The sequence below is a fragment of the Duganella sp. 3397 genome, assembly GCF_031456625.1.
Classification (GTDB): Bacteria; Pseudomonadota; Gammaproteobacteria; order Burkholderiales; family Burkholderiaceae_D; genus Rugamonas; species Rugamonas phyllosphaerae.
Genome location: NZ_JAVDVB010000001.1, coordinates 509,778 through 528,938, shown reverse-complemented (window position 1 = coordinate 528,938; position 19,161 = coordinate 509,778). Strand labels below are relative to the sequence as shown.

The 19,161-nt window shown below is 64.5% G+C and carries 21 protein-coding genes; 8 read left to right on the top strand and 13 right to left on the bottom strand.

Annotation, left to right across the window (positions count from 1 at the left end; translation table 11 throughout):
* Positions 1–57: 57 nt before the first annotated feature.
* The 4 genes from J2X54_RS02265 to J2X54_RS02250 form a co-directional block, all read right to left on the bottom strand.
* Positions 58–1,365 carry an integrase family protein gene (locus J2X54_RS02265; protein WP_310177267.1) on the bottom strand — a complete coding sequence of 436 codons (1,308 nt, stop codon included), beginning with the start codon at positions 1,363–1,365 and terminating at the stop codon, positions 58–60.
* A 350-nt stretch (positions 1,366–1,715) separates the two neighbouring features.
* Positions 1,716–2,207 carry a macro domain-containing protein gene (locus tag J2X54_RS02260; protein WP_310177264.1) on the bottom strand — a complete coding sequence of 164 codons (492 nt, stop codon included), beginning with the start codon at positions 2,205–2,207 and terminating at the stop codon, positions 1,716–1,718.
* A gap of 17 nt (positions 2,208–2,224) precedes the next feature.
* A complete protein-coding gene (locus J2X54_RS02255; RefSeq protein ID WP_310177262.1) occupies positions 2,225–2,362 on the bottom strand; it encodes a DarT ssDNA thymidine ADP-ribosyltransferase family protein in 138 nt (45 codons plus the stop codon).
* 140 nt (positions 2,363–2,502) lie between these two features.
* Entirely contained in the window at positions 2,503–2,886 is a 384-nt protein-coding gene (locus J2X54_RS02250) for a hypothetical protein (protein ID WP_310177260.1), read from the bottom strand.
* A 218-nt stretch (positions 2,887–3,104) separates the two neighbouring features.
* Here J2X54_RS02250 and J2X54_RS02245 point away from each other — a divergent pair, with 218 nt between their 5' ends.
* From J2X54_RS02245 to J2X54_RS02225, 5 genes are all read left to right on the top strand, one after another.
* Positions 3,105–3,416 (top strand): HigA family addiction module antitoxin, encoded by a 312-nt coding sequence (locus tag J2X54_RS02245; RefSeq protein ID WP_310177259.1) that lies wholly within the window; start codon positions 3,105–3,107, stop codon positions 3,414–3,416.
* Between the two features lie 153 nt (positions 3,417–3,569).
* Complete coding sequence (locus tag J2X54_RS02240; protein WP_310177256.1) at positions 3,570–3,839, top strand: hypothetical protein; 270 nt, start codon at positions 3,570–3,572, stop codon at positions 3,837–3,839.
* Positions 3,840–3,893: 54 nt separating this feature from the next.
* The gene (locus J2X54_RS02235; RefSeq protein ID WP_310177254.1) at positions 3,894–4,286 is read left to right on the top strand and encodes a BlaI/MecI/CopY family transcriptional regulator; all 393 of its coding nucleotides are present in this window, start codon (positions 3,894–3,896) and stop codon (positions 4,284–4,286) included.
* A complete protein-coding gene (locus J2X54_RS02230; protein WP_310177252.1) occupies positions 4,283–6,193 on the top strand; it encodes a penicillin-binding transpeptidase domain-containing protein in 1,911 nt (636 codons plus the stop codon). Before J2X54_RS02235 ends, J2X54_RS02230 begins: the two co-directional genes overlap by 4 nt.
* Positions 6,193–8,271: a TonB-dependent receptor domain-containing protein gene (locus tag J2X54_RS02225; RefSeq protein ID WP_310177250.1), complete on the top strand. Its 2,079-nt coding sequence runs from the start codon at positions 6,193–6,195 to the stop codon at positions 8,269–8,271. The genes J2X54_RS02230 and J2X54_RS02225 overlap by 1 nt, the downstream gene beginning before the upstream one ends.
* Positions 8,272–8,313: 42 nt before the next feature.
* Here the strand turns inward: J2X54_RS02225 and J2X54_RS02220 are convergent, their stop codons facing one another.
* The 3 genes from J2X54_RS02220 to J2X54_RS02210 all read right to left on the bottom strand — a co-directional run bounded on the left by J2X54_RS02220 (position 8,314) and on the right by J2X54_RS02210 (position 11,298).
* Positions 8,314–9,102: a hypothetical protein gene (locus J2X54_RS02220; protein ID WP_310177248.1), complete on the bottom strand. Its 789-nt coding sequence runs from the start codon at positions 9,100–9,102 to the stop codon at positions 8,314–8,316.
* 145 nt (positions 9,103–9,247) lie between these two features.
* On the bottom strand, positions 9,248–10,243 hold the full coding sequence (locus J2X54_RS02215; RefSeq protein ID WP_310177246.1) for an alpha/beta hydrolase: 996 nt from the start codon (positions 10,241–10,243) through the stop codon (positions 9,248–9,250).
* A gap of 185 nt (positions 10,244–10,428) precedes the next feature.
* Positions 10,429–11,298, bottom strand: a complete 870-nt coding sequence (locus J2X54_RS02210) for an alpha/beta fold hydrolase (protein WP_404990874.1) — start codon at positions 11,296–11,298, stop codon at positions 10,429–10,431.
* Between the two features lie 171 nt (positions 11,299–11,469).
* On the opposite strand from J2X54_RS02210, the gene J2X54_RS02205 reads away from it, so the two are divergent.
* From J2X54_RS02205 to J2X54_RS02195, 3 genes are all read left to right on the top strand, one after another.
* Positions 11,470–12,363, top strand: coding sequence for a LysR family transcriptional regulator (locus tag J2X54_RS02205; RefSeq protein WP_310177241.1), 894 nt, complete (start codon positions 11,470–11,472; stop codon positions 12,361–12,363).
* Positions 12,364–12,498: 135 nt separating this feature from the next.
* Positions 12,499–12,705, top strand: a complete 207-nt coding sequence (locus J2X54_RS02200) for a hypothetical protein (RefSeq protein ID WP_310177240.1) — start codon at positions 12,499–12,501, stop codon at positions 12,703–12,705.
* Positions 12,706–12,733: 28 nt separating this feature from the next.
* On the top strand, positions 12,734–13,501 hold the full coding sequence (locus J2X54_RS02195) for a GIN domain-containing protein (protein ID WP_310177236.1): 768 nt from the start codon (positions 12,734–12,736) through the stop codon (positions 13,499–13,501).
* Positions 13,502–13,600: 99 nt separating this feature from the next.
* On the opposite strand, the gene J2X54_RS02190 is transcribed toward J2X54_RS02195, so the two are convergent.
* Genes J2X54_RS02190 through J2X54_RS02165 form a run of 6 tightly spaced genes read right to left on the bottom strand, consistent with a single transcriptional unit; the run spans position 13,601 to position 19,148 of the window.
* Positions 13,601–14,368, bottom strand: coding sequence for a LytR C-terminal domain-containing protein (locus J2X54_RS02190; RefSeq protein ID WP_310177233.1), 768 nt, complete (start codon positions 14,366–14,368; stop codon positions 13,601–13,603).
* A gap of 11 nt (positions 14,369–14,379) precedes the next feature.
* Positions 14,380–15,312, bottom strand: coding sequence for a type II secretion system F family protein (locus J2X54_RS02185; protein ID WP_310177231.1), 933 nt, complete (start codon positions 15,310–15,312; stop codon positions 14,380–14,382).
* 22 nt (positions 15,313–15,334) lie between these two features.
* A complete protein-coding gene (locus J2X54_RS02180) occupies positions 15,335–16,321 on the bottom strand; it encodes a type II secretion system F family protein (protein WP_310177229.1) in 987 nt (328 codons plus the stop codon).
* Positions 16,322–16,324: 3 nt separating this feature from the next.
* On the bottom strand, positions 16,325–17,680 hold the full coding sequence (locus J2X54_RS02175) for a CpaF family protein (RefSeq protein WP_310177226.1): 1,356 nt from the start codon (positions 17,678–17,680) through the stop codon (positions 16,325–16,327).
* Between the two features lie 10 nt (positions 17,681–17,690).
* Positions 17,691–18,875 (bottom strand): AAA family ATPase, encoded by a 1,185-nt coding sequence (locus J2X54_RS02170; protein WP_310177225.1) that lies wholly within the window; start codon positions 18,873–18,875, stop codon positions 17,691–17,693.
* Positions 18,876–18,884: 9 nt separating this feature from the next.
* A complete protein-coding gene (locus J2X54_RS02165; RefSeq protein WP_070245897.1) occupies positions 18,885–19,148 on the bottom strand; it encodes a hypothetical protein in 264 nt (87 codons plus the stop codon).
* Positions 19,149–19,161: the final 13 nt, after the last annotated feature.

Here is a 19,161-nt window from a genome sequence, read left to right as displayed (position 1 = left end):
GGAGCCGACTTTTCCCCCGCTAAAGGTAGGCTGCAGCGTAAATCGTGCCTGATGCGGTCAGGCTGCCGGGACCAGGCGCAATGCTGCTGGCGCTGGTTGAAACTCGATGCCCGATTGCTCTAGCATCCACTCCTCTATTTTAACGTGCCACTTCCGCAGCAAGTCCAGCGGCCGGCGGATGTAGTTCTGTTCGCGTACCCCCTGCGGCGCGTGGCCTTGAATCTGCGCGGCAATGCCGGCCGGCGTCTCGGTCCACTCGCTCAGAGTTGCGAAGCTGCGGCGCAGGCCATGCAAGGTCAGGTGCGGCAGGCCGGCGGCAGCCACCGCCTCGTTATGGGCAATGCGTGGCTCGGCCAGCTTGCCCGACTCGGCGCTCGGGCTGCTGAATACCCACTCATTCCGGCGCGGGAGCGCGGCCAGCAGGTGCCCGACGTAGGGTGTCAGCGGCACCATACGGAAGTCCTCCACCTTGTCGCCCAGCTTCATGCTGCCCCACTGGAAATCGACGTCGGCCCAGCGCAGCCCGGCCACCTCCTCGCGGCGGGCCCCAATCATCAGCAGAGTTTGCAGGTAGGCGGAGATAACAGGATTGCCTATCTTACGGACTTCACGGAACCACGCCGCCAGCTGCTCACGCTGCAGCAGGTCATGCTTCACCTTCGGCTTACCGAGTATTTCGCGTGCCTTGGCGCTTTTGGCCGCGTTTCTGGTGACGATGGCCGAGTAGTGCGGGTGGGCCGAACACCAGTTCAAAAAGGCTTTCAGCAGACGCATGGCCAGGCGCGCACTGGACGGCCGCGTCTGCGCTTCGACCTTCGCCCACGCCTCAATGCGCGCATCGGTCAAATCGACAAGGCGCTCGGCGGCGAGGATGGAGAGCGGTCCCGGCTTCGTTGGCTTGGGGCTGCGCTTGCGCCCTTCTCCGCCGGCCTGAATGATTTTTCGATGCGCCGAAATCTGATGCTCACCCCAGTGCGGCGTGCGCTCCGCGACGTAGACGGGCCACACGGCGCCAAGGGTGACGGACTCCCGCAATGCGGCTGCCGCTGTCTCGGCCTTTACCGCCGCCTGCGCAGCGTGCTGCTCAGCGCGCACCTGGCGCGGGTCGATGTCCTGGTCGGTCTGCGCCTTGTAGCGCGTGGCCTCTGCCTGTGCCTTCCCTACTGTCCACGTCCGGACATCGCCGATGGTGATGCGGATGGTTTTACCCTCAAGGCGAGTTTCGAAGATATAAGACCGCGCGCCGGCGGCGGTAACGCGCAGTCCCAAGCCCGGGGTTTTCGCGTCCCACATGATGCTCTGCTGCTTGCCGCCCTCGCATTTAAATGCGGCCACCCGTTCAGCCGTGAAATTGACCTTCGCCACCTGTCTGCTCTCCCTCGTGTAGGCGCCATGTAGGCACTGTGTAGGCAGATTCTAGCAAACTAAGGGAAAGTATCGGCAAGTTTAGAGAGTGCCAGAACGGCAAAAATCGACCATTTCCCCTATGAGGGAGGATATTTTCGACCACAAAGGGAAACTATAGAAAACTAAAATCCCAGCGATTTGTAATCATCAGGTGGCCAGTTCGAAACCGGCAGTCGGCACCAGCTATTAGCACCCTCAAAAAACCCGGAACTCCACCTTTTCGCAGGGGGAATTCCGGGTTTTTTTACGTTCATGCTTACGGTAAATCCATCACGAGCAATTGTTCCAGCTGTCGTCATACCGGGGCGCTAGATTCGCATGGTCGCCGTTTCAACAGCTGGCGCTCCCACAGGCGGATAGATTTTCACATTCACCTCCGGCATTTTGCTAAAGGCATCGAAGATGAGTGGGCTCACGTCAGCCCAGTCTAGGCCGCCATAGCCGCAACCGAGGGGCGGAACAGCGATGGAGCGTATGCCCAGCTCGCGCACCTTGGCCGTCAAGTCCAGCAAACCCTTCGCGATATCCTCGATGCGGCTTTTCGACTTCCAATGCCCCTTGGTGGGGAAATTGATGATCCAGCGCGGCCCGCCCACCAGGCCACCGAGATCGTAGATGTGGACCCGGCCCAACTGTACCTCGCGCGCCTTGCAGGCCACGGCGTAGGCGCGGAACATCGCCGGGTAGGCCTGCTTGAATTGCAGCGCGATACCTTTGCCCATAACGCCTTCCGTGTTGACGGTATTGACCAGTGCGTCCACGTCGGCATTGAGGAGATTTCCAGTTGAGATGTGCAGCATGTCAGGAGTACCACTTCTCAAAAAACTTCGACGGGCAGGTCCGGATAATATGGACCGACAATCTGACGAGCCATTTCAGCCGTCTCGCGGTTTTGACAACCGATGCCGATCAGGGCGGAAACCGGAAAACAATCGGCAACCAGGAATTCGGTCATCTTTGGATTCAATCGCTGCAGACCACCGCGCCGGCAGCAACATCCAAAAAGGCAAGTCCCGCAAAAGCAGGGCTTGCTTTCAGATAACTGGGGGAGCAAGCCGGTTGAGGTCACCAGTTAGACTGCTTCATCCGCTCGGGTCACTCCCAGCTCAGACGGTACCCATGCAAATCTCCATTTCTCTCATCAGCCGACGCCTGCAATTTCCGGACAGTCGCGACAAAGGGTGAGTTCTGGCGTAACGCTGCTGCGCGCGGTGATCGCTCTTCCAGCATGGAGGCAGCAGCAGCGGGGCTTTGAAGAAGGTCGCGCCAAGCGTCGATGTAATCCTTGCTGCAAAGTGCATCCTTCTCCCACAAACATATCTGGTCGTACGCCAGGGAGATTATTTCGTTCACGACAGCGCAGGATGCTGACCGTAACGCACGTGCAATCGGCTCATGCTTGGCAAGGCGACGATCGGCAAGCGCTGAAAAAATCTCTGCACCGCCGTGATTGCCTCTACGCTGTGCATCGCTGCTCATAAAAATATCGCAATGAGAATGTTCAGGGCGCCGTAACGAGTGGCTTAATCATATCACCCATTGCTTAAAAATGATGCAGTGCGACTGCCACACAACCACGCTGCAACGGCAAACGCGCACCAACGCCGACAGGCAGTCAGCGGTCTGTTCAAATGGTCCAGCAACTTTTCCAGTAGTTCATCGGTCATACTTGTAGATTATCATTAAGGAAAAATGCCATGGCACGCATGTTTAACCCGCCACATCCGGGGCTGACGCTGCGCGATGACGTTCTGCCTGCGCTGGGCTTGTCGGTGACTGAGGCTGCGCAGCAGCTGGATGTGCATCGCGTTACGCTGTCGCGCGTTCTCAACGGCCACGCCGCAATCTCGCCTGAAATGGCTCTGCGCATTGAGGCTTGGTTAGGCGTGGAGCGGGGCGGGGAAGCTTGTCTCTGGTTAGCAGAACAAAGCGCATACGACGTATGGCAGGCTGCGCAACGTTTCGTCAATGTCCCCCTGAAGGTTCAGCCTGCACCCCTGGCAGTCTAAGCCCCACTGCTCTACCACGCTGGTTAATGGCAGCGTCATCTCCAGCAAGCAAGAGCCCGGCACTCGGCTGGCGCTGCAAAAAAGTCCAAAGCCCCGTCCAAAGACGTCTAAAACTTTGATTCACTGACTGTCGGCAAGCACACGCAGGGCTTCATGCAGAGTCGGGGCATCGAGCTTGCCTATCTTGCTGGTGTCGATGTGCAAGGTCCCGGCGATGGTCACCTTGTCCAGACCGGTTGCCTTGGCATTGCACGCAACGATGCCGATGTGTTTACCGAGCTCTTTTGCCGATCGCAGTCGCGATCAGGTCGCCAGCTGCCCCAAGGCTTTATCCTGAATTATCCAAGAATGGATACCTTTATCCGTTTCTGGATAAAGGAAGATAACAGTAAGATTCCGGAGAATATGGAGGCAAATGCTTGACGCCATGTGACATCTGTCACATCATTGCCATACCCGTCACAAGAAAGCCCCACCATGTCCACCCCGTCCATCACCGAACTCACCCTGCTCAAAGCCCTGTGGCGCCACCAGCCCCTGAGTGCGCGCGAATTGCACGAGCATGTCGAGGAAGAGCTGGGCTGGACCTATTCCTCGACGCGCAAGACGCTCGAACGCATGCTGGAAAAGCGCATGGTGGCGCAGCAGGTTCGCCATGGCGTGCAGGTCTACGAGGCGGTGCTGGAAAAGGTCGATACGCTGGCTGCCTTCGCGCGCGACTTCGGCAAGCGCGTGATGGAGATCGATACGCCGTTGCCGGTAATGATGTTCACCGGCAGCAAGCTGGTGGACGAGCAGGAACTGGATCAGCTCGAACAACTGCTGCAACACTGGCCCGAAGACGTCGATGGCGCGGACGGCGCGCCATGATGCCGATCGATCTCGACGTCGTACTGGCGCGCCTGCTGCTGGCCGCCGCCGGTTCGCTGGCGGCTGGCTGCGCGGTGTGGGCCGTGGCGGTGTTGTGCCGGCGCATCCTGCCGGCGTTGGCGCAGCAGCGTTCGCTGTGGCTGTGCGGGCAAGTGGCGGTGGCGGCGGTGTTCCTGGCGATGCTGTTGCCGCCGGCCGAAGGCTTGCGCGTGATGCCGATCATCGAGATCGTCGAACAGGAAGCAGCGCCAGCGGCCCCTATGCCAGCCGCGCCGCAAGCGCACGCTGCGCAGGCGGCGGCCACGCCGGTGTTGGCGCTCGCGGCCGCAGCCACCGAGCGGCCGCTGTCGGCGTGGGCACGCGATGCCGGCCGTGCCTGGCTGGTGCTGTACCTGCTGGGACTGGTCCACGCATTGTGGCGCTGGCGCCGCGCCCAGCGCTTGCTCGATGGCCTGGCCGCCAGTGGCCTGCCGCTGGCAGCGTCGGAGCATGAAGGTTTTGCGCAGCATACCAAGTCGCAGGTACCGCTGGCCGTGGTTGAAGTCGATGTGCCGATGTCGCCGATGTTGCTGGGCTTGTTCCGGCCACGCCTGCTGTTGCCACGCCATTTGCGTGGCTTCGATACGCTCCAGCAGCAACTGATCGTCGAGCACGAACTGACCCACTGGCGCCGCCGCGACCTGCACTGGAGCGCGGCGGCGCTGCTGCTGCAAAGCTTGTTCTGGTTCAATCCCTTCATGCGCCTGCTCGGTGCGCGCCTGGGCTGGGCGCAGGAATTCGGTTGCGACCGCGATGTGCTGCGCGGCCGTCCGCCAGCCGAGCGCAAGGCCTATGCGGCGGCACTGGTGGCGCAATTGAAACTCCAATACCGCCCGGCCGGCATGGTGCTGGCGTTCGGCGCCAGCGATGCCGGCAGTGTCCGCACCGATGCACCCACGCTGGCCGCGCGCATCGGCCTGATCCGAACACCCGCCACGGCGCGCGGCGCCTGGTCGCGCTCGGTTGCGCTGGCCAGCCTGGCGGCGGTGGCGCTGGCCAACTTCGCGCTGCAGCCGGCACTGGCCTGGCAGGCGGCCGAGCCGGTCATCGAGCCAGCGCGCTTGCTGGCAAGCCACAGCCCGGCGCAGCACAGCCCTAATACCACAGCAGCGCCAGCGGCATCCGCAACACCGGCAACGCTCGACTGCACCATGCTGGTCGATGCCGCCAGCGGCGTGGCTCTGGTGCGCGAGGGCACGTGCGATGCGAGCGTTACGCCCGCCTCGACGTTCAAGATCGCCATCAGCCTGATGGGGTTCGACAGCGGCGTGCTGCGCGACGACCATGCGCCTTACCTGCCGTACAAGGCCAGCTACGCATCGAGTAATCCGGGCTGGCGCCATGGCACCGATCCGGCAGGCTGGCTGCGCGAGTCGATCGTCTGGTATTCGCAGCAAGTGACCAAGCGCCTCGGTGCGGCCAGCGTGCGCGGCTATGTGCAGGCGTTCGACTACGGCAACCGCACGCTTGCCAGCGTCGCCGGCGTGGCCGATGCGGTCGCGGTGTCCGAACTGTCGCCCACGCTGCGCATTACCCCGCAACAGCAGACCGAGTTCCTGCGCAAGGTGGTCAACCGCGAACTGGCGTTGTCGCAGCAGGCGTACGACGTGACGGCGCGCCTGCTCAAGGTCGACGAATCGCCCAACGGCTGGGAAGTACACGGCAAGACCGGCACTGCACCGGTGCGGCTGGCCGACGGCAGCGCGGACAAGGACAACTATATCGGCTGGTTCGTCGGCTGGACCATCAAGGATGGCCGCAAGCTGGTGTTCGCGCGGCTGATGCAATACCCGGCCGACTCGAACAGCTATGCCGGGCTGAAGACACGCGAAGCATTCCTGGGCGAGTTGGCGCAGCGCACGCTCTGATGAGACCGTCCCTGCTGGTGGTGCTGGGCCTGGCGGCGTTGCCTGCGGTCGCGTGCGCGCAGGAGGCCGACACACCAAGCGTAACCATCACCGCCAGCAAGGACACCGTGGTCCGCAAGGTGGACAAGACCGTGGTGGATGTCGCCACCATGGCCAGGGCGCAAAACGGCACGGCCCAGGATGTCTTGCAATCGACGCCGGAAGTATCGGTTGCCGCCGACGGCCGCATCGCGGTGCGCGGCAATACCAACGTCACGGTACTGGTCGATGGCAAGCCCAGCGCCATGCTGGCCGGCGACGAGCGGGCCGTGGCGCTGCAGACCATGAACGGCGCCGACATCGCCAGCGTGGAAGTGATCACCAATCCGTCGGCGGCCTACAACGCCAATGGCGGCGCCATCGTCAATATCGTCTTGAAGCGCCAGCGCCAGCCGGGCGCGCATGCGCAATTGCGTGCCAGCGCAGCCGATCAAGGGCTGTGGAATGCCGGTGCTTCGGGCGACGTCACCTCCGGCAAGCTCAGCGTCAACGGCAGCCTGGCATACCGGCGCGATGGCACGCAAAAATTCCGCCAGTCCACGGTTGACTGGAACAACCCGCAGGACGGCGCCACCGGACAGGCCAGGCAGACCTCGTCGGTGTTCGTGCGCCGCATCGTGCACAGTGCCGGCCTGGGCGTCGACTACGCGCTCAGCGCTGCCGACAGCCTGAGCCTGTCTGCGCATTACAACCAGCGCCGCTCACGGCCATGGCTCGATGTGCTCAACACCACCGGCGCCGAACAAACGATCTTCCACCGCATCTCCACCGGGCCCAACGAGCAGTCCGACCACGACGCCAGTCTCGCCTATACCCGCCAGGGCCAAGGCTCGGTGCTCAAGGCCGTGCTGGCACGCAGCAGCACGCGTACCCTGGTCGATAAATCGTACCGCGACGTTTATGTGGAACCGCTGCGCGCCAGCAGCGACAGCCGCGGCGCAACCAGGGCCGCGCGCCAACTCGACCAGGCCACGCTGGACTGGACCCGCGCCGCCGAATCCGGCCAATGGGGCATGGGCGTCGATGTGCAGGATGAAGTCAACGATCTCGCCAACTACCAGGCGACGGTCGACCGCGCAGCCGGGACCGAAACGCCCGACCCCGCCACCACCAATCACTACAAGGTAACCACCAGGCTCTCCGCTGCCTATCTCACCGACAAGATCAGGCGCGGGCGCTGGGAAGTGCTGCTCGGTGGCCGCCTCGAGCACATGGCGCTGCGCATCACGCCGGCGCAAGGTGCGCCGCAAACCGGGCGCTGGCAAGCGTTCAATCCCAGCCTGCACGGCATCTATGCGCTGAACGACAGGATCGACTTCACGCTCGGCTACCGCCGCAGCTTGCAACGGCCCGATCCACGCGACCTCAATCCGTTCATCACCTATATCGATCCGCAAAACCTCAGCCGTGGCAATCCCGGCCTGCAACCGCAACGGCTCACCTCGTGGGAAATGGGCGCGAACGTGCAAGCCGGAAAAGTGAACGCCAGCGTGGGCGCCTTCCACCGGGTCAGCCGCGCAACGGTCATCGAGGCCCGCAGTTTTACCAACGACAACGTGCTGGTCACGTCGCACCAGAATGGCGGCCGCGCCAGCTCAACCGGCGTGAGCGGCTCGCTCGACTGGACGCCGTCGCCGTCCCCATTACCCGCGCTGCGCCTGGGGCTGGACGGCGGCGCGTATGCCGTGCAACTGGACACGCCCGATTTGTACGGCCACGTGCGCCAGCATGACGTGGCTGGCTATCTGAAGCTGCGCGCCGTTTACCGCGCAGGACGAGACGACCTGTCGCTCGACGCCCAGTGGCAGTCGTCAAGCATTACGCCGCTGGGCGGTCATGGCGCGACCAGCAGCGTCAACGCCACCTGGAAGCGTGAGCTGAGCAGCACTCTGAGCCTGACCGTCAACGCCAACGACATCTTTGACGGCAGCCGACGCACCTACCGCACCGACGCGAGCACCCTGCGCCAGCGCGGTATCGACCATTTCGTGGCGCGGCGGTGGTATGTGGGGTTGGTGAAAAAGTTCGGGGCAGGATAAGAGCGAGGCTCAGCGTCGGGGCCACATGAGAATGGCCACTGGTTAAGGTGCTGCCTTGCCATACACCCGCATCAACTCCGCCAGCCTGCGCGCCGAATTCTCGCTCCACCAGTTCCACACCGCCTCCACCTGCTCGCCGTGCTGCTGGTGGTACGCGGTGCTGGCCGACAGCCAGACCGTCGAGGTGCGCAGCGGGATCGGCAGGCGGACCAGGCTGGCGCCGTGGCGCCCGGCGATCGCTGTGTCGGCCGCGTCAGGCCTGGAGACGGCGATGGTGAAACCGTCCACGCGGCGCAGCAGCAGCTTGTCCATATTGCTGAAGGCGTCGGCCGCGCCGTCGTCGATCTTGTAGCCGTCGGCGCGCAGCTGGTCGCCCAGCGACGAGGACTGGTTCGAGGCCAGGATGCGGTTGCGGAAATAGTCGCGTGGAACGGTGCTGGCCGGCAGGGCGTCGGCGGCGCGCACATAGACCACGGCGGTCACGCGCATGCCGCGCCGCGCGTCGGGCACGCCGGCGGCGGTAAGGGGCAGCGCCGAATACGGTGTTTCGTTGTCGGGCAGATCGACCAGGGCAAAGTCGATGCTGCCGTTGGTCAGTGCGAGCTTGATGCGGGCCGGCGGCAAGCGCACCAGTTCGGGCGTGCAGCCAGTGGTGCGCAACGCCTGCCGCAGCAGTTCGGCGCCAGCACCGGGCGCCGCCGGAATGGCGGGGCCGTTGCCGATGTAATACGGCGGCCGGTCACGGTCGGGATATGCCACGCGCACCACGCAATCGCTGGCACAGACATGACCGCATAACATCAACAAGGCGGCTGTTGCCAGGACTTTCATACTCGGACTCCAATGGTAGGGAACGAGTATAAAGGCTGTAGAACAGAATAACCAAATGTACACGCGGGTGCGCACGACCAGTCACTACCGGCGGGCAGCGATTACTCGCGCCCGCCGTGGCGTGCTCCTGCCTGTGATCAACGCATCAGGACTTGGCGAACGCCAGGAAGTCGGCATTGAATTTTTCCTTGTGCGTGTCGGTCAGGCCGTGCGGCGCGCCCGGGTACACGATCAGTCTGGAACCCTTGATCAGCGCAGCCGAGGCTTTGCCGGCCGCGTCGATCGGCACGATCTGGTCGTCGTCGCCGTGGATCACCAGGGTTGGCTTGTCGAACTTTTTCAGGTCGTCGCGGAAGTCGGTTTCCGAAAATGCCTTGATCGAGTCATAGGTATTCTTGTGACCAGCCTGCATGCCCTGGGCGTACCACGCGTTGATCAGCCCTTGCGACGGCTTGGCGCCAGCCCGGTTGAAGCCGTAGAACGGACCGGAGGCCAGGTCCAGGTACAACTGCGCCCGGTTGGCCACCGACGCGGCGCGGATGCCGTCGAATACGTCGATCGGCAGGCCGCCCGGGTTGGTGGCGGTCTTGAGCATCAGCGGTGGTACGGCCGAAATCAAACCGAGCTTGGCGATGCGCTTGGTGCCATGGCGGCCGACGTAGCGGGCCACTTCACCGCCACCGGTGGAAAAACCGGCCAGGATGATGTTGTTCAGGTCCAGCGTCTCGATCAGCTGCGCCAGGTCGTCGGCGTAGTGGTCCATGTCGTTGCCGTCCCAGGGCTGGCTCGAGCGGCCATGGCCGCGACGGTCATGGGTGATCACGCGGAAGCCGTTGTTGGCCAGGTGGAAGGCGGCGGACTCCCAGCTGTCGGCATTGAGCGGCCAGCCATGGCTCAGGACTACCGGTTGGCCGGTGCGCGGGCCCCAATCCTTGTAATAGATTTCGACACCGTCTCGGGTGGTGATGGTGCTGACGGTGTGGGCCACTGGGCCGGCGTTTTTGGCAGTAGCGGCTTCGGCGGTGCCTGCAGCCATGGCGGTGAGTGGAATGGCCACGGCGGCAGCGGCGGCGCCGACGCTGTTGAACAAGGCGGAACGACGGGAAAGGCTCACTTCCTGGGTTTGATTAACGTTGCTCATGATCTGCTCCTGAATTTTAGTAGTAAACGATTTTGTAGTGCGCTATGTTTGCACTTGTTACGGTCACAAGTGCAGCGCCGATGTGTGCAATATATATCGCGCGCTATTTTGTAGCAAGCGATTTATAAAGATATTTTCTGACGCCGATGCCGGGCCGCCCACGGGCGGCCCCGGTCATGCATGTCTTACGACTTGGCGAACGCCAGGAAGTCGGCGTTGAATTTTTCCTTGTGCGTGTCGGTCAGGCCGTGCGGCGCGCCCGGGTACACGATCAGCCTGGAACCCTTGATCAGCGCAGCCGAGGCTTTGCCGGCCGCGTCGATCGGCACGATCTGGTCATCGTCGCCGTGGATCACCAGGGTTGGCTTGTCGAACTTTTTCAGGTCGTCGCGGAAGTCGGTTTGCGAAAATGCCTTGATCGAGTCATAGGTATTCTTGTGACCGGCCTGCATGCCCTGGGCGTACCACGCGTTGATCAGCCCTTGCGACGGCTTGGCGCCAGCCCGGTTGAAGCCGTAGAACGGACCGGAGGCCAGGTCCAGGTACAACTGCGCCCGGTTGGCAACCGACGCGGCGCGGATGCCGTCGAATACGTCGATCGGCAGGCCGCCCGGGTTGGTGGCGGTCTTGAGCATCAGCGGTGGTACGGCCGAAATCAAACCGAGCTTGGCGATGCGCTTGGTGCCATGGCGGCCGACGTAGCGGGCCACTTCACCGCCACCGGTGGAAAAACCGGCCAGGATGATGTTGTTCAGGTCCAGCGTCTCGATCAGCTGCGCCAGGTCGTCGGCGTAGTGGTCCATGTCGTTGCCGTCCCAGGGCTGGCTCGAGCGGCCATGGCCGCGACGGTCATGGGTGATCACGCGGAAGCCGTTGTTGGCCAGGTGGAAGGCTGCGGACTCCCAGCTGTCGGCATTGAGCGGCCAGCCGTGGCTCAGCACTACCGGTTGACCGGTGCGCGGACCCCAGTCCTTGTAGTAGATCTCGACGCCGTCGCGGGTGGTGATGGTGCTGACGGTGTGGGTAACGGGAGCGGGGGTGTTCATGATCTTCATCCTTTTAGTCAATTTTTTTGTGGGTGGCCGCTGTGCTAGAGTCTCTAGCTGGCGGCGTTGCGATGGAGTGAATCTTAGGCCTGCCGCCCGGTTTGTGGAACAGACAAGCCTGCAAGGTCACTTTGCAATCTTGCAGAGCCCCCTCCCCACCCTCCATGCCTGGAACCCAAGATGCCGACGAGCACCGACTTCGACTGGAACGACATTCCCCTGATCCTCGCCTTGTCCCGCAGCGGCAATATGAGCGCGGCGGGCCGGCAGCTCGGTGTCGATGCCTCCACCATCAGCCGGCGCATTGCCGCCGCCGAAAAATCCCTGCAGCTGCGCCTGTTCATCCGCGACAACACCGGCTATTGCCTCACCGACGCCGGCCAGGTGTTCGTGCGCCACGCCGAGGGCGTGTTCGGCAGTGTGCAAAGCATGTTGCAAGCCGCGAGCCAGGAAGCGGACGCCACCGCCGGCCCGGTCAACATCACCTCGATCGACTTCCTGTTCGATTACTGGCTGCTCGACCACGTGCCGGCACTGCATGCCAGCCACCCGCATATCACGCTGACCTTGCAGGCGGAAAACCAGAACCTGTCGTTCACCCGGCGCGAGGCCGACTTCGCGCTGCGCCTGGGCAAGCCGGGCGAGGATGCGGCGCTGGTGATGCGCAAACTCGGCGATCTCGGCTTTGCCGTCTATGGCCATCCGCGCTTTGCCGGCGTTGCACGCGACGCCTGGGGCGAGCAACCGTGGATTGCCTACGACGACGCCCTGGCCGCCACCGGCGAAATGCAGTGGCTGGCCGCGATGACGCCGGCGCCGCGCCGGGTACTCAAGGTCAACAGCCTGAGCACGATGGTGCGCGGCTGCCGCGCCGGCGTCGGCATGGCGCTGCTGCCTTGCATCATGGGCGAGCAGGAAGGCTTGCAGCGCCTCGGCGAGCAGGTGGAAGTACTGCGCGACATCTGGCTGCTCAGCCACCGCGACGCCGGCTCGATCGCCCGCTTCAAGACGGTGTCCGCCTGGATCACCACGCTGTATGCCGACAGCCAGCAAAGCCTCTGCGGCGCACAATAACAAACCTCGATCTCACCGCATTTCCGCAGCCTGCCCCCCGTTTTTTGCAGTTCGTCACATCCCGGTGGTGGTACCGGGAGCCCTTGTCTATAGTTCACTCATCGCAACGAACCAACCACCCCAAGGAGCTCAAAAATGAACATCGCAAAAAACATGGAAGCCGTCTTCATCGCCACCGCCATCATCGCCGGCGCCACCTCGCTGGCCACGGCCAGCACCCCGGCGCCACGCATCTTCATCGCTGCCGACAACGTGGCCGCACAAACTGCCAACGCAGTAGCTATGCAGGTAGTGACCGTCACCGCCAAGCGCTTGACCGCCGCTGAAAAAGCCGCGCTGTAATCCCACCCCGACGACGACGGAGCGCATGATGAAAACCACCCTGAAGGCCGCCATGCTGGCCGCAGTTCTGTGCAGCGGCACCCCTGCCGCGCTGGCTGCGGAGATCACCAGCGAGAGCCGCAGCGTCGATGCGCGCACTGTCAATCTCAACCTCGATGGCGTCATCAGCATCAAGGTCAAACAAGGGCCGGTGGCATCGCTGACCTTGTACGGCAAACCGGAAGCGTTGAAGAAAGTGACGGTGCTGCAAAGCGGCGACCAGCTGCGCATCGACACCGACAAAACCAATAACATCAGCTTCGGCAACAAGCACGACCTGCGCGCGGAACTGACGCTGCCGAACCTGCGCGAAGTGGTGTCCGGTGGCGTGGGCGCCACCGAAGTGAACGGCTTTAGCGGCGACACGCTGCGCCTCACGCTGCAAGGCGCGGGGGCAGTCAAGGTCAACGCACAATATCGCAACGTCGATGTACACCTGGGCGGGATCGGCGGCATGACCGTCAATGCCGGCAACAGTGACAACGTCGACTTGCATCTGAACGGTGCTGGCCGCATAGAGATGATCGGCCAGACCAGGCAACTGAACGCCTCCCTCGGCGGCGTGGGCAGCCTCGATGCCCAGCAACTGCGGGCCGAATCGGTCGATGTACGACTGTCGGGACTGGGCAGCGCCAGCGTGTACGCCAAAACACGCGCCACGATGAACCTGAGCGGACTCGGTTCGGCCACGGTCTATGGCAAGCCGGCCAACCGCCAGTCCTCGGCACAGGGGCTGGGCAGCGTGAGCTGGCAGTAAGAATCTATCTCGGTAAGGAATGCGAAGGCAGCAACAGGAAAACACATGGGTGTGTTTTTTTCACCGTCCGGGGGATGATCTCCTTCCGGGCGGTTTTTTTTATTTGGGCCGGCCGCGGCCGCCGTCGTGCCCGAGCACGATGCGCAGCTCGTGCGGCGCCGTCTTACGCCGGACCTTGAGCGCAATGTCGAGCCGCTGCGCCAGTTCCTCGGCCATCGCGCGCTGCGCGTGCGGGTACTCGATGCGGGTGCGCGCCACGGTGAACGGCCGCGCATTGGTCAGCCGTACCGTCGTCACGCCATCGAGGTTCAGTGTGCGCGCCACGCGCGCCAGGCTGGCCGCCGCGCCGGTCACGCCGTTGCCGTTGCAAATTTCCAGCTGCACCGGCGCGGATGGCGCTGTGACCGACTTTGACGACACTGCGGGCGATTCCATCCGCGCGACCAGCGGCGGCGCTGCCACCCGGACCACCTGCACCAGCGCCGCACCGATCTGCTGCACCTGCGTGCGCGGCATGTCGGCATACGGATCGCGGTCGGCATGGGCTGGCGTCACAGCCGCAGCCGGTGCGGCGGCCAGCAAGGCATAATCGCGCCGGGCATCGTGCGCGGCGAGCGTGGCGGCCTGCTGGTAAAAACGCGCGGCCCGTTCGCGCTGGCCGTCCGCTTCCAGCGCAGTGGCCAGGCGCGCCCAGTTGGCCGCGTTGGTGGGTTCGAGCAGGCAGGCGCGCTCCAGCGCCGTGATGGTGTCCTGCGGCGCTGCCGATGATGGCGACGGCGCGACGCTGGCGGTGTGCATGCCGCCGCACGCCGCCATCAACAAGCCGGCGAATGTGGCAGCGGCAGCGATCGGGATGTGCTTCATCATGCGCTCCTGGTTTATTGGCCGGTGGGCAGCACCGAGCGGTAGATCGAAATGCCGGCCGGTCCGATCAGGACCAGCATCAGCGTGGGGAAAATGCAGAAGATCAGCGGGAACAGCAATTTCAGCGCGATCTTGGCCGCCGCCTCCTCGGCCTGCACGCTGCGCTTGCTGCGCAGGTTGTCGGAGTGCACCCGCAGCGAATCGCCCATGCTGGTGCCGAAACGCTCGGACTGGATCAGCATGGCCACCAGCGTATCGACGTCTTCCACGCCGCTGCGCAAGGCCAGGTTGCGCAGCGCCTTTTCCTTGCTGAAGCCCGCGCGCATTTCCATCAGCACCAGTTGCAGTTCCTGCGCCAGGGTCATGCTCTTGATGTGGATTTCGCCGGCCACCTTGGCCAGCGCGCGCTCCAGGCTCAGGCCAGCTTCCACGCACACGGTCAGCAGGTCCAGTGCGTCGGGAAAGGTCTCGAAGATTTCACGGCAGCGGCGCGTCGCCCGGCGCGACAGCACCAGGTTGGGCAGGTAGTAGCCGATGCTGGCGGCGATCAAGAGCAGCGCCATGTGGCCTTGTTGCGGCGCCCGGCCGCTGAGCAGCGCCACCAGCACCGTCGCCAGCGCCGGCAATGCCAGCGCCAGCACGGTCTTGGCGGCGAAGTACAGCGACGGCGCCGAGGCGCTGCGCCAGCCCGCGTTCATGAAGCGCGTACGCAGCGGCGAGCGCTCCCACCCCTCCTCCGGCAGCGACAGGCGCGAGAACGGCTGCGCCGCGTGCGCCACCTTTTCCACCCAGCCCTGCTGCGGCGCGTCCGCCTGTGTTTCGGGGGCGAGCGCGCCGCCCAGGCGCTCGCGCACCTGCACCGGCGCAAACAGCCGCACCGCCACGAATACCAGGCCGGCCACCACCGCAAACACCAGCGCGAGAAAAATCATCTGCTGACCAGTCATGCCATGCTCCCTCGTCAATATCCTAGATGCGGATGCGGATCAGTTTTCGCATCCATAACACGCCACCGGTCGCAATCGCCCCTGCGTACCACATCAGCGCGACACCGATTGGATCGGTCCACAACACGCTGATGTATTCCGGGTTGGTCAGCGACATCAGGAACATCACCACCAGCGGCAGCAGGCCCAGGATCCAGGCCGACATGCGCCCTTCGGCCGACATCACCCGCACCTGCGCCAGCAGCTTCAGGCGCGCGCGGATCAGGCGGCTGATGTTGCCCAGCGCCTCGGCCAGGTTGCCGCCCGACTCGCGCTGGATCAGCACCGCGATGATCAGGTAGCGCAGGTCGGTCAGCGGCACCCGGTAGGCCAGGTTGTGCAGCGCCTCGCTCATCGAGACGCCGTAATTGATCTCCTCGTAGGCGATGCGGAACTCGCCGGCGATTGGTTCGGGCAGTTCGTCGGCCACCATTTGCATGACGTTGGCGAACGAGTGGCCGGCGCGCAGCGCACGGCCGAAAAAATCGGCCGCCTCGGGCAACTGCTGTTCCAGCCTGGTCAGCCGTTCGCGGCGCGTGCGCAGCAGCACCATCCACGGCAGCGCCACTGCCAGCCCCAGCGCCAGCAACACCCCCACGCCCGGCAGCCCGGCCATGGCCGGCGCCACCAGGCCGATGGCGCCCAGCACCAGCAGCGCGCCGAGAAACTGCGCCACCGACCATTGCACGCCGGCCTGCAACAGCAGGGCGTCCAGCGCGGCCAGCTTGCACCAGGGGCCGAGGCGGCGCAGCAGGCGTTCGACCGCCGGCTGGCTGCTCCAGGTGCGGCGCTTGACGATGTCCACCCGCTCGGCGCCGCCCGGCCCGCGCTCGGCCATCAGCCGCAGGCGCCGCGAGATGCGCCGAGCGCCGCCACCGTGCGCCGCCGACCACCACAACCAGGCGCCTTCGACCAGCAGGATCACGGCGGCGAACAGCAGCACCGCAAAGGCGGAAAAGACCGCGTCCATGGCTTACTCGAAGACCCGGGCGGGATCGAACACCGAGTCGGGCACCGGCACGCCGAACATGCGCAGGCGGTCGGCAAAGCGCGGCCGCACGCCGGTGGCGGAAAACGCACCCTGCACGCAGCCCTTGGCATCGACCCCGCGCTGCTCGAAGCGGAAAATCTCGTGCATGGCAATCACGTCGCCCTCCATGCCGGTCACTTCCTGCAGGCTGACCAGCTTGCGGGTGCCGTCGGTCAGGCGCGAGACCTGCATCACCACCGTGACGGCGGAGCAGATCTGCTGGCGGGTGGCGCGCGGCGTCAGGTTCACGCCGGCCATGCCCACCATGTTCTCCAGCCGCGCGAGCGCATCGCGCGGGGTATTGGAGTGGACCGTGGCCAGCGAGCCTTCGTGGCCGGTGTTCATCGCCTGCAGCATGTCGAGCGCTTCCGGCCCGCGCACCTCGCCCAGGATGATGCGGTCGGGGCGCATGCGCAGCGCGTTGCGCACCAGCGAGCGCTGGTTCACCTCGCCCTTGCCTTCGATATTCGGCGGCCGGGTTTCCAGCCGCACCACGTGCGGCTGGCGCATTTGCAGCTCGGCCGCATCCTCGATGGTGACGATGCGCTCCTGGGCCGGAATGAAGCCCGACAGCACGTTGAGCAGCGTGGTCTTGCCGCTGCCGGTGCCGCCCGAGATCAGGATGTTGACCTTGGCGTGGCCCAGCGCGGCCAACACCTCCACCATCGGCGGCGTCAGGCTGCGGTTGGCCAGCAGGTTGTCGATGGTGAGCGGGTTGACCGCGAAGCGGCGGATCGACAGGATCGGACCGTCGATCGCCAGCGGCGGAATGATGGCGTTGACGCGCGAGCCGTCGGGCAGGCGCGCATCCACCATCGGGCTCGATTCGTCCACCCGGCGGCCCACGCGCGAGACGATTTTCTCGATGATCTTCATCAGGTGGGCATTGTCGTTGAAGGTGACGTCGGTCAGCTCGAGCCGGCCGGCGCGCTCCACGTATACCATGGCGGCGGTGTTGACCAGGATGTCGGAGACGCCGGGATCGGCCAGCAGCGGTTCGAGCGGGCCGAAGCCGAGCATCTCGTGCTGGATGTCGAGCACCAGGCTGTGGCGCTCGTGCTGATTGAGCACGATACGCTCTTCCTCGATGATGCGCTGGACCAGCAGCGCCAGCTCGTGCTTGAACTGCTCTGGCGTGAGCCGCTGCAAGCGTTCGAGGTCGATGCGCTCCATGATCATGTGGTGCATGCTCTTTTTCAGTTCCTGGTAGGCGGCAGCGGCCAAAGACGGCATACCGGGCACACTGGGGACACCGGGGCGGCCATCGCCGGCCAGGGCCAGGCGTTCGCGCAAGCTCATGTCGTTTCTCCTAGTCGATGTGGTGTTCGCTGCTGTTGCGGCCGAACAGGCGGTCGAACAGGCCGCGGCTCTCGGCCACGCGGCGCGCCGTCACCAGTTCCACCATGTCGGCCAGGCTGCGCGCTACCGCGCTGCTGCGCGACAGTTGCAGCACCGGGATGCCCTGGTTGACCGAATCGGTCGCCGCGACATAATCGTTCGGCACCGTGTGCATCACCTCCGCGCCCAGCGCCTGCTCCAGGTCCACCAGGCGCAGCTTGCCGCCCTTCTCGTAGCGGTTGACGATCAGGCGCATCCGTTCGCCGGGGTAGCCGAGCGAGCGGAAGATGTCGAGCAGGCGGCGACCGTCGCGAATGTCGGGCAGCGCCAGTTGCAGCACCGGGAAGATCGAATCGGCCTGGTCGAGCGCGCGCAGCGAGATGGCGTCGATCTGGCGGCCCACGTCGAGCACGATGTAGTCGTAGTGCTGGCGCGCCACCCGCAGGATGGTGTCCATGTGCTCGGGCTTCATCTCCACCAGGTGCTGCGGGTCGTCGGCCGCCGCCAGCACGCCGAAGTTGGACGCCACGTGCACCAGGCACGAGTCCAGAAAGGCGCCGTCCATGCGGCCGATCTGGCCGCAGATGTCGGACAATGTCATGGCCGGCTTCTGGTCCGACACATACAGTGTGGCGTCGCCGAACTGGCCGTGCAAATCGATCAGCAGCACTTTTTTATCGGCCAGCGCAGCCAGTGCATAGCCGAAATTGGTGGCCAGGAAGGTGGCGCCGCTGCCGCCTTTGCAGGAGATAAAGGCCAGCACGCGGCCATCGCGCATGCGGCTCACGCCCGCCGCCACCTCGATGCGGTCCATCGCCTCGTGGAAGGCGCGGTGCACCAGCGGCAATTGCAGCACCTCGCGCATGCCGGCGCGCATGGCGCGGATCAGGAGGTCGTGCTGCGGCGCGCGCGTGAGCAGCATGAACGACGCCGCCGGATAGTTTCTCGACAGGCGTTCCACCAGCTCACCCTCGGCCGGCTCGACGTCGCTGGCATCGAAAATCACCAGGTCCGGCGCCTCCGGCAACTGGCGCTCGACGGCATCGCGCAGGCCGTGGCGCGTAGCCACCAGTTGCACCGCCGGCAGGCGCGCCGATCCCTGCGCCGCCACCTCGGCGTGCAGCAGGCTGTCGTTGCTGATCATCAGTGCTCTCATGGCGGTTCCTTACTTGGCGGTGATGACAAAGGTGGGCTGTGGCGGCGGATCGCTGAACGATTTTTGGTACCGTACATAGCCCTGCTGCGCAGCCTTGCCGTCGATGCCGGCCACCGGGTCGGGGTTGCGGCTGGCATCGGCGTCGATCACCTGCGCTGCCAGCGCCAGGCGCGCATTGGCGCCGAAGTGGGTGTCCCAGTACGGCGTACCGGGCGGAGACAAGGCGCAGCCGGCCAGCGTGCATGCCGCCAGCATCACGAAAAAGAGTCGCATAAGGTTCCTGAGG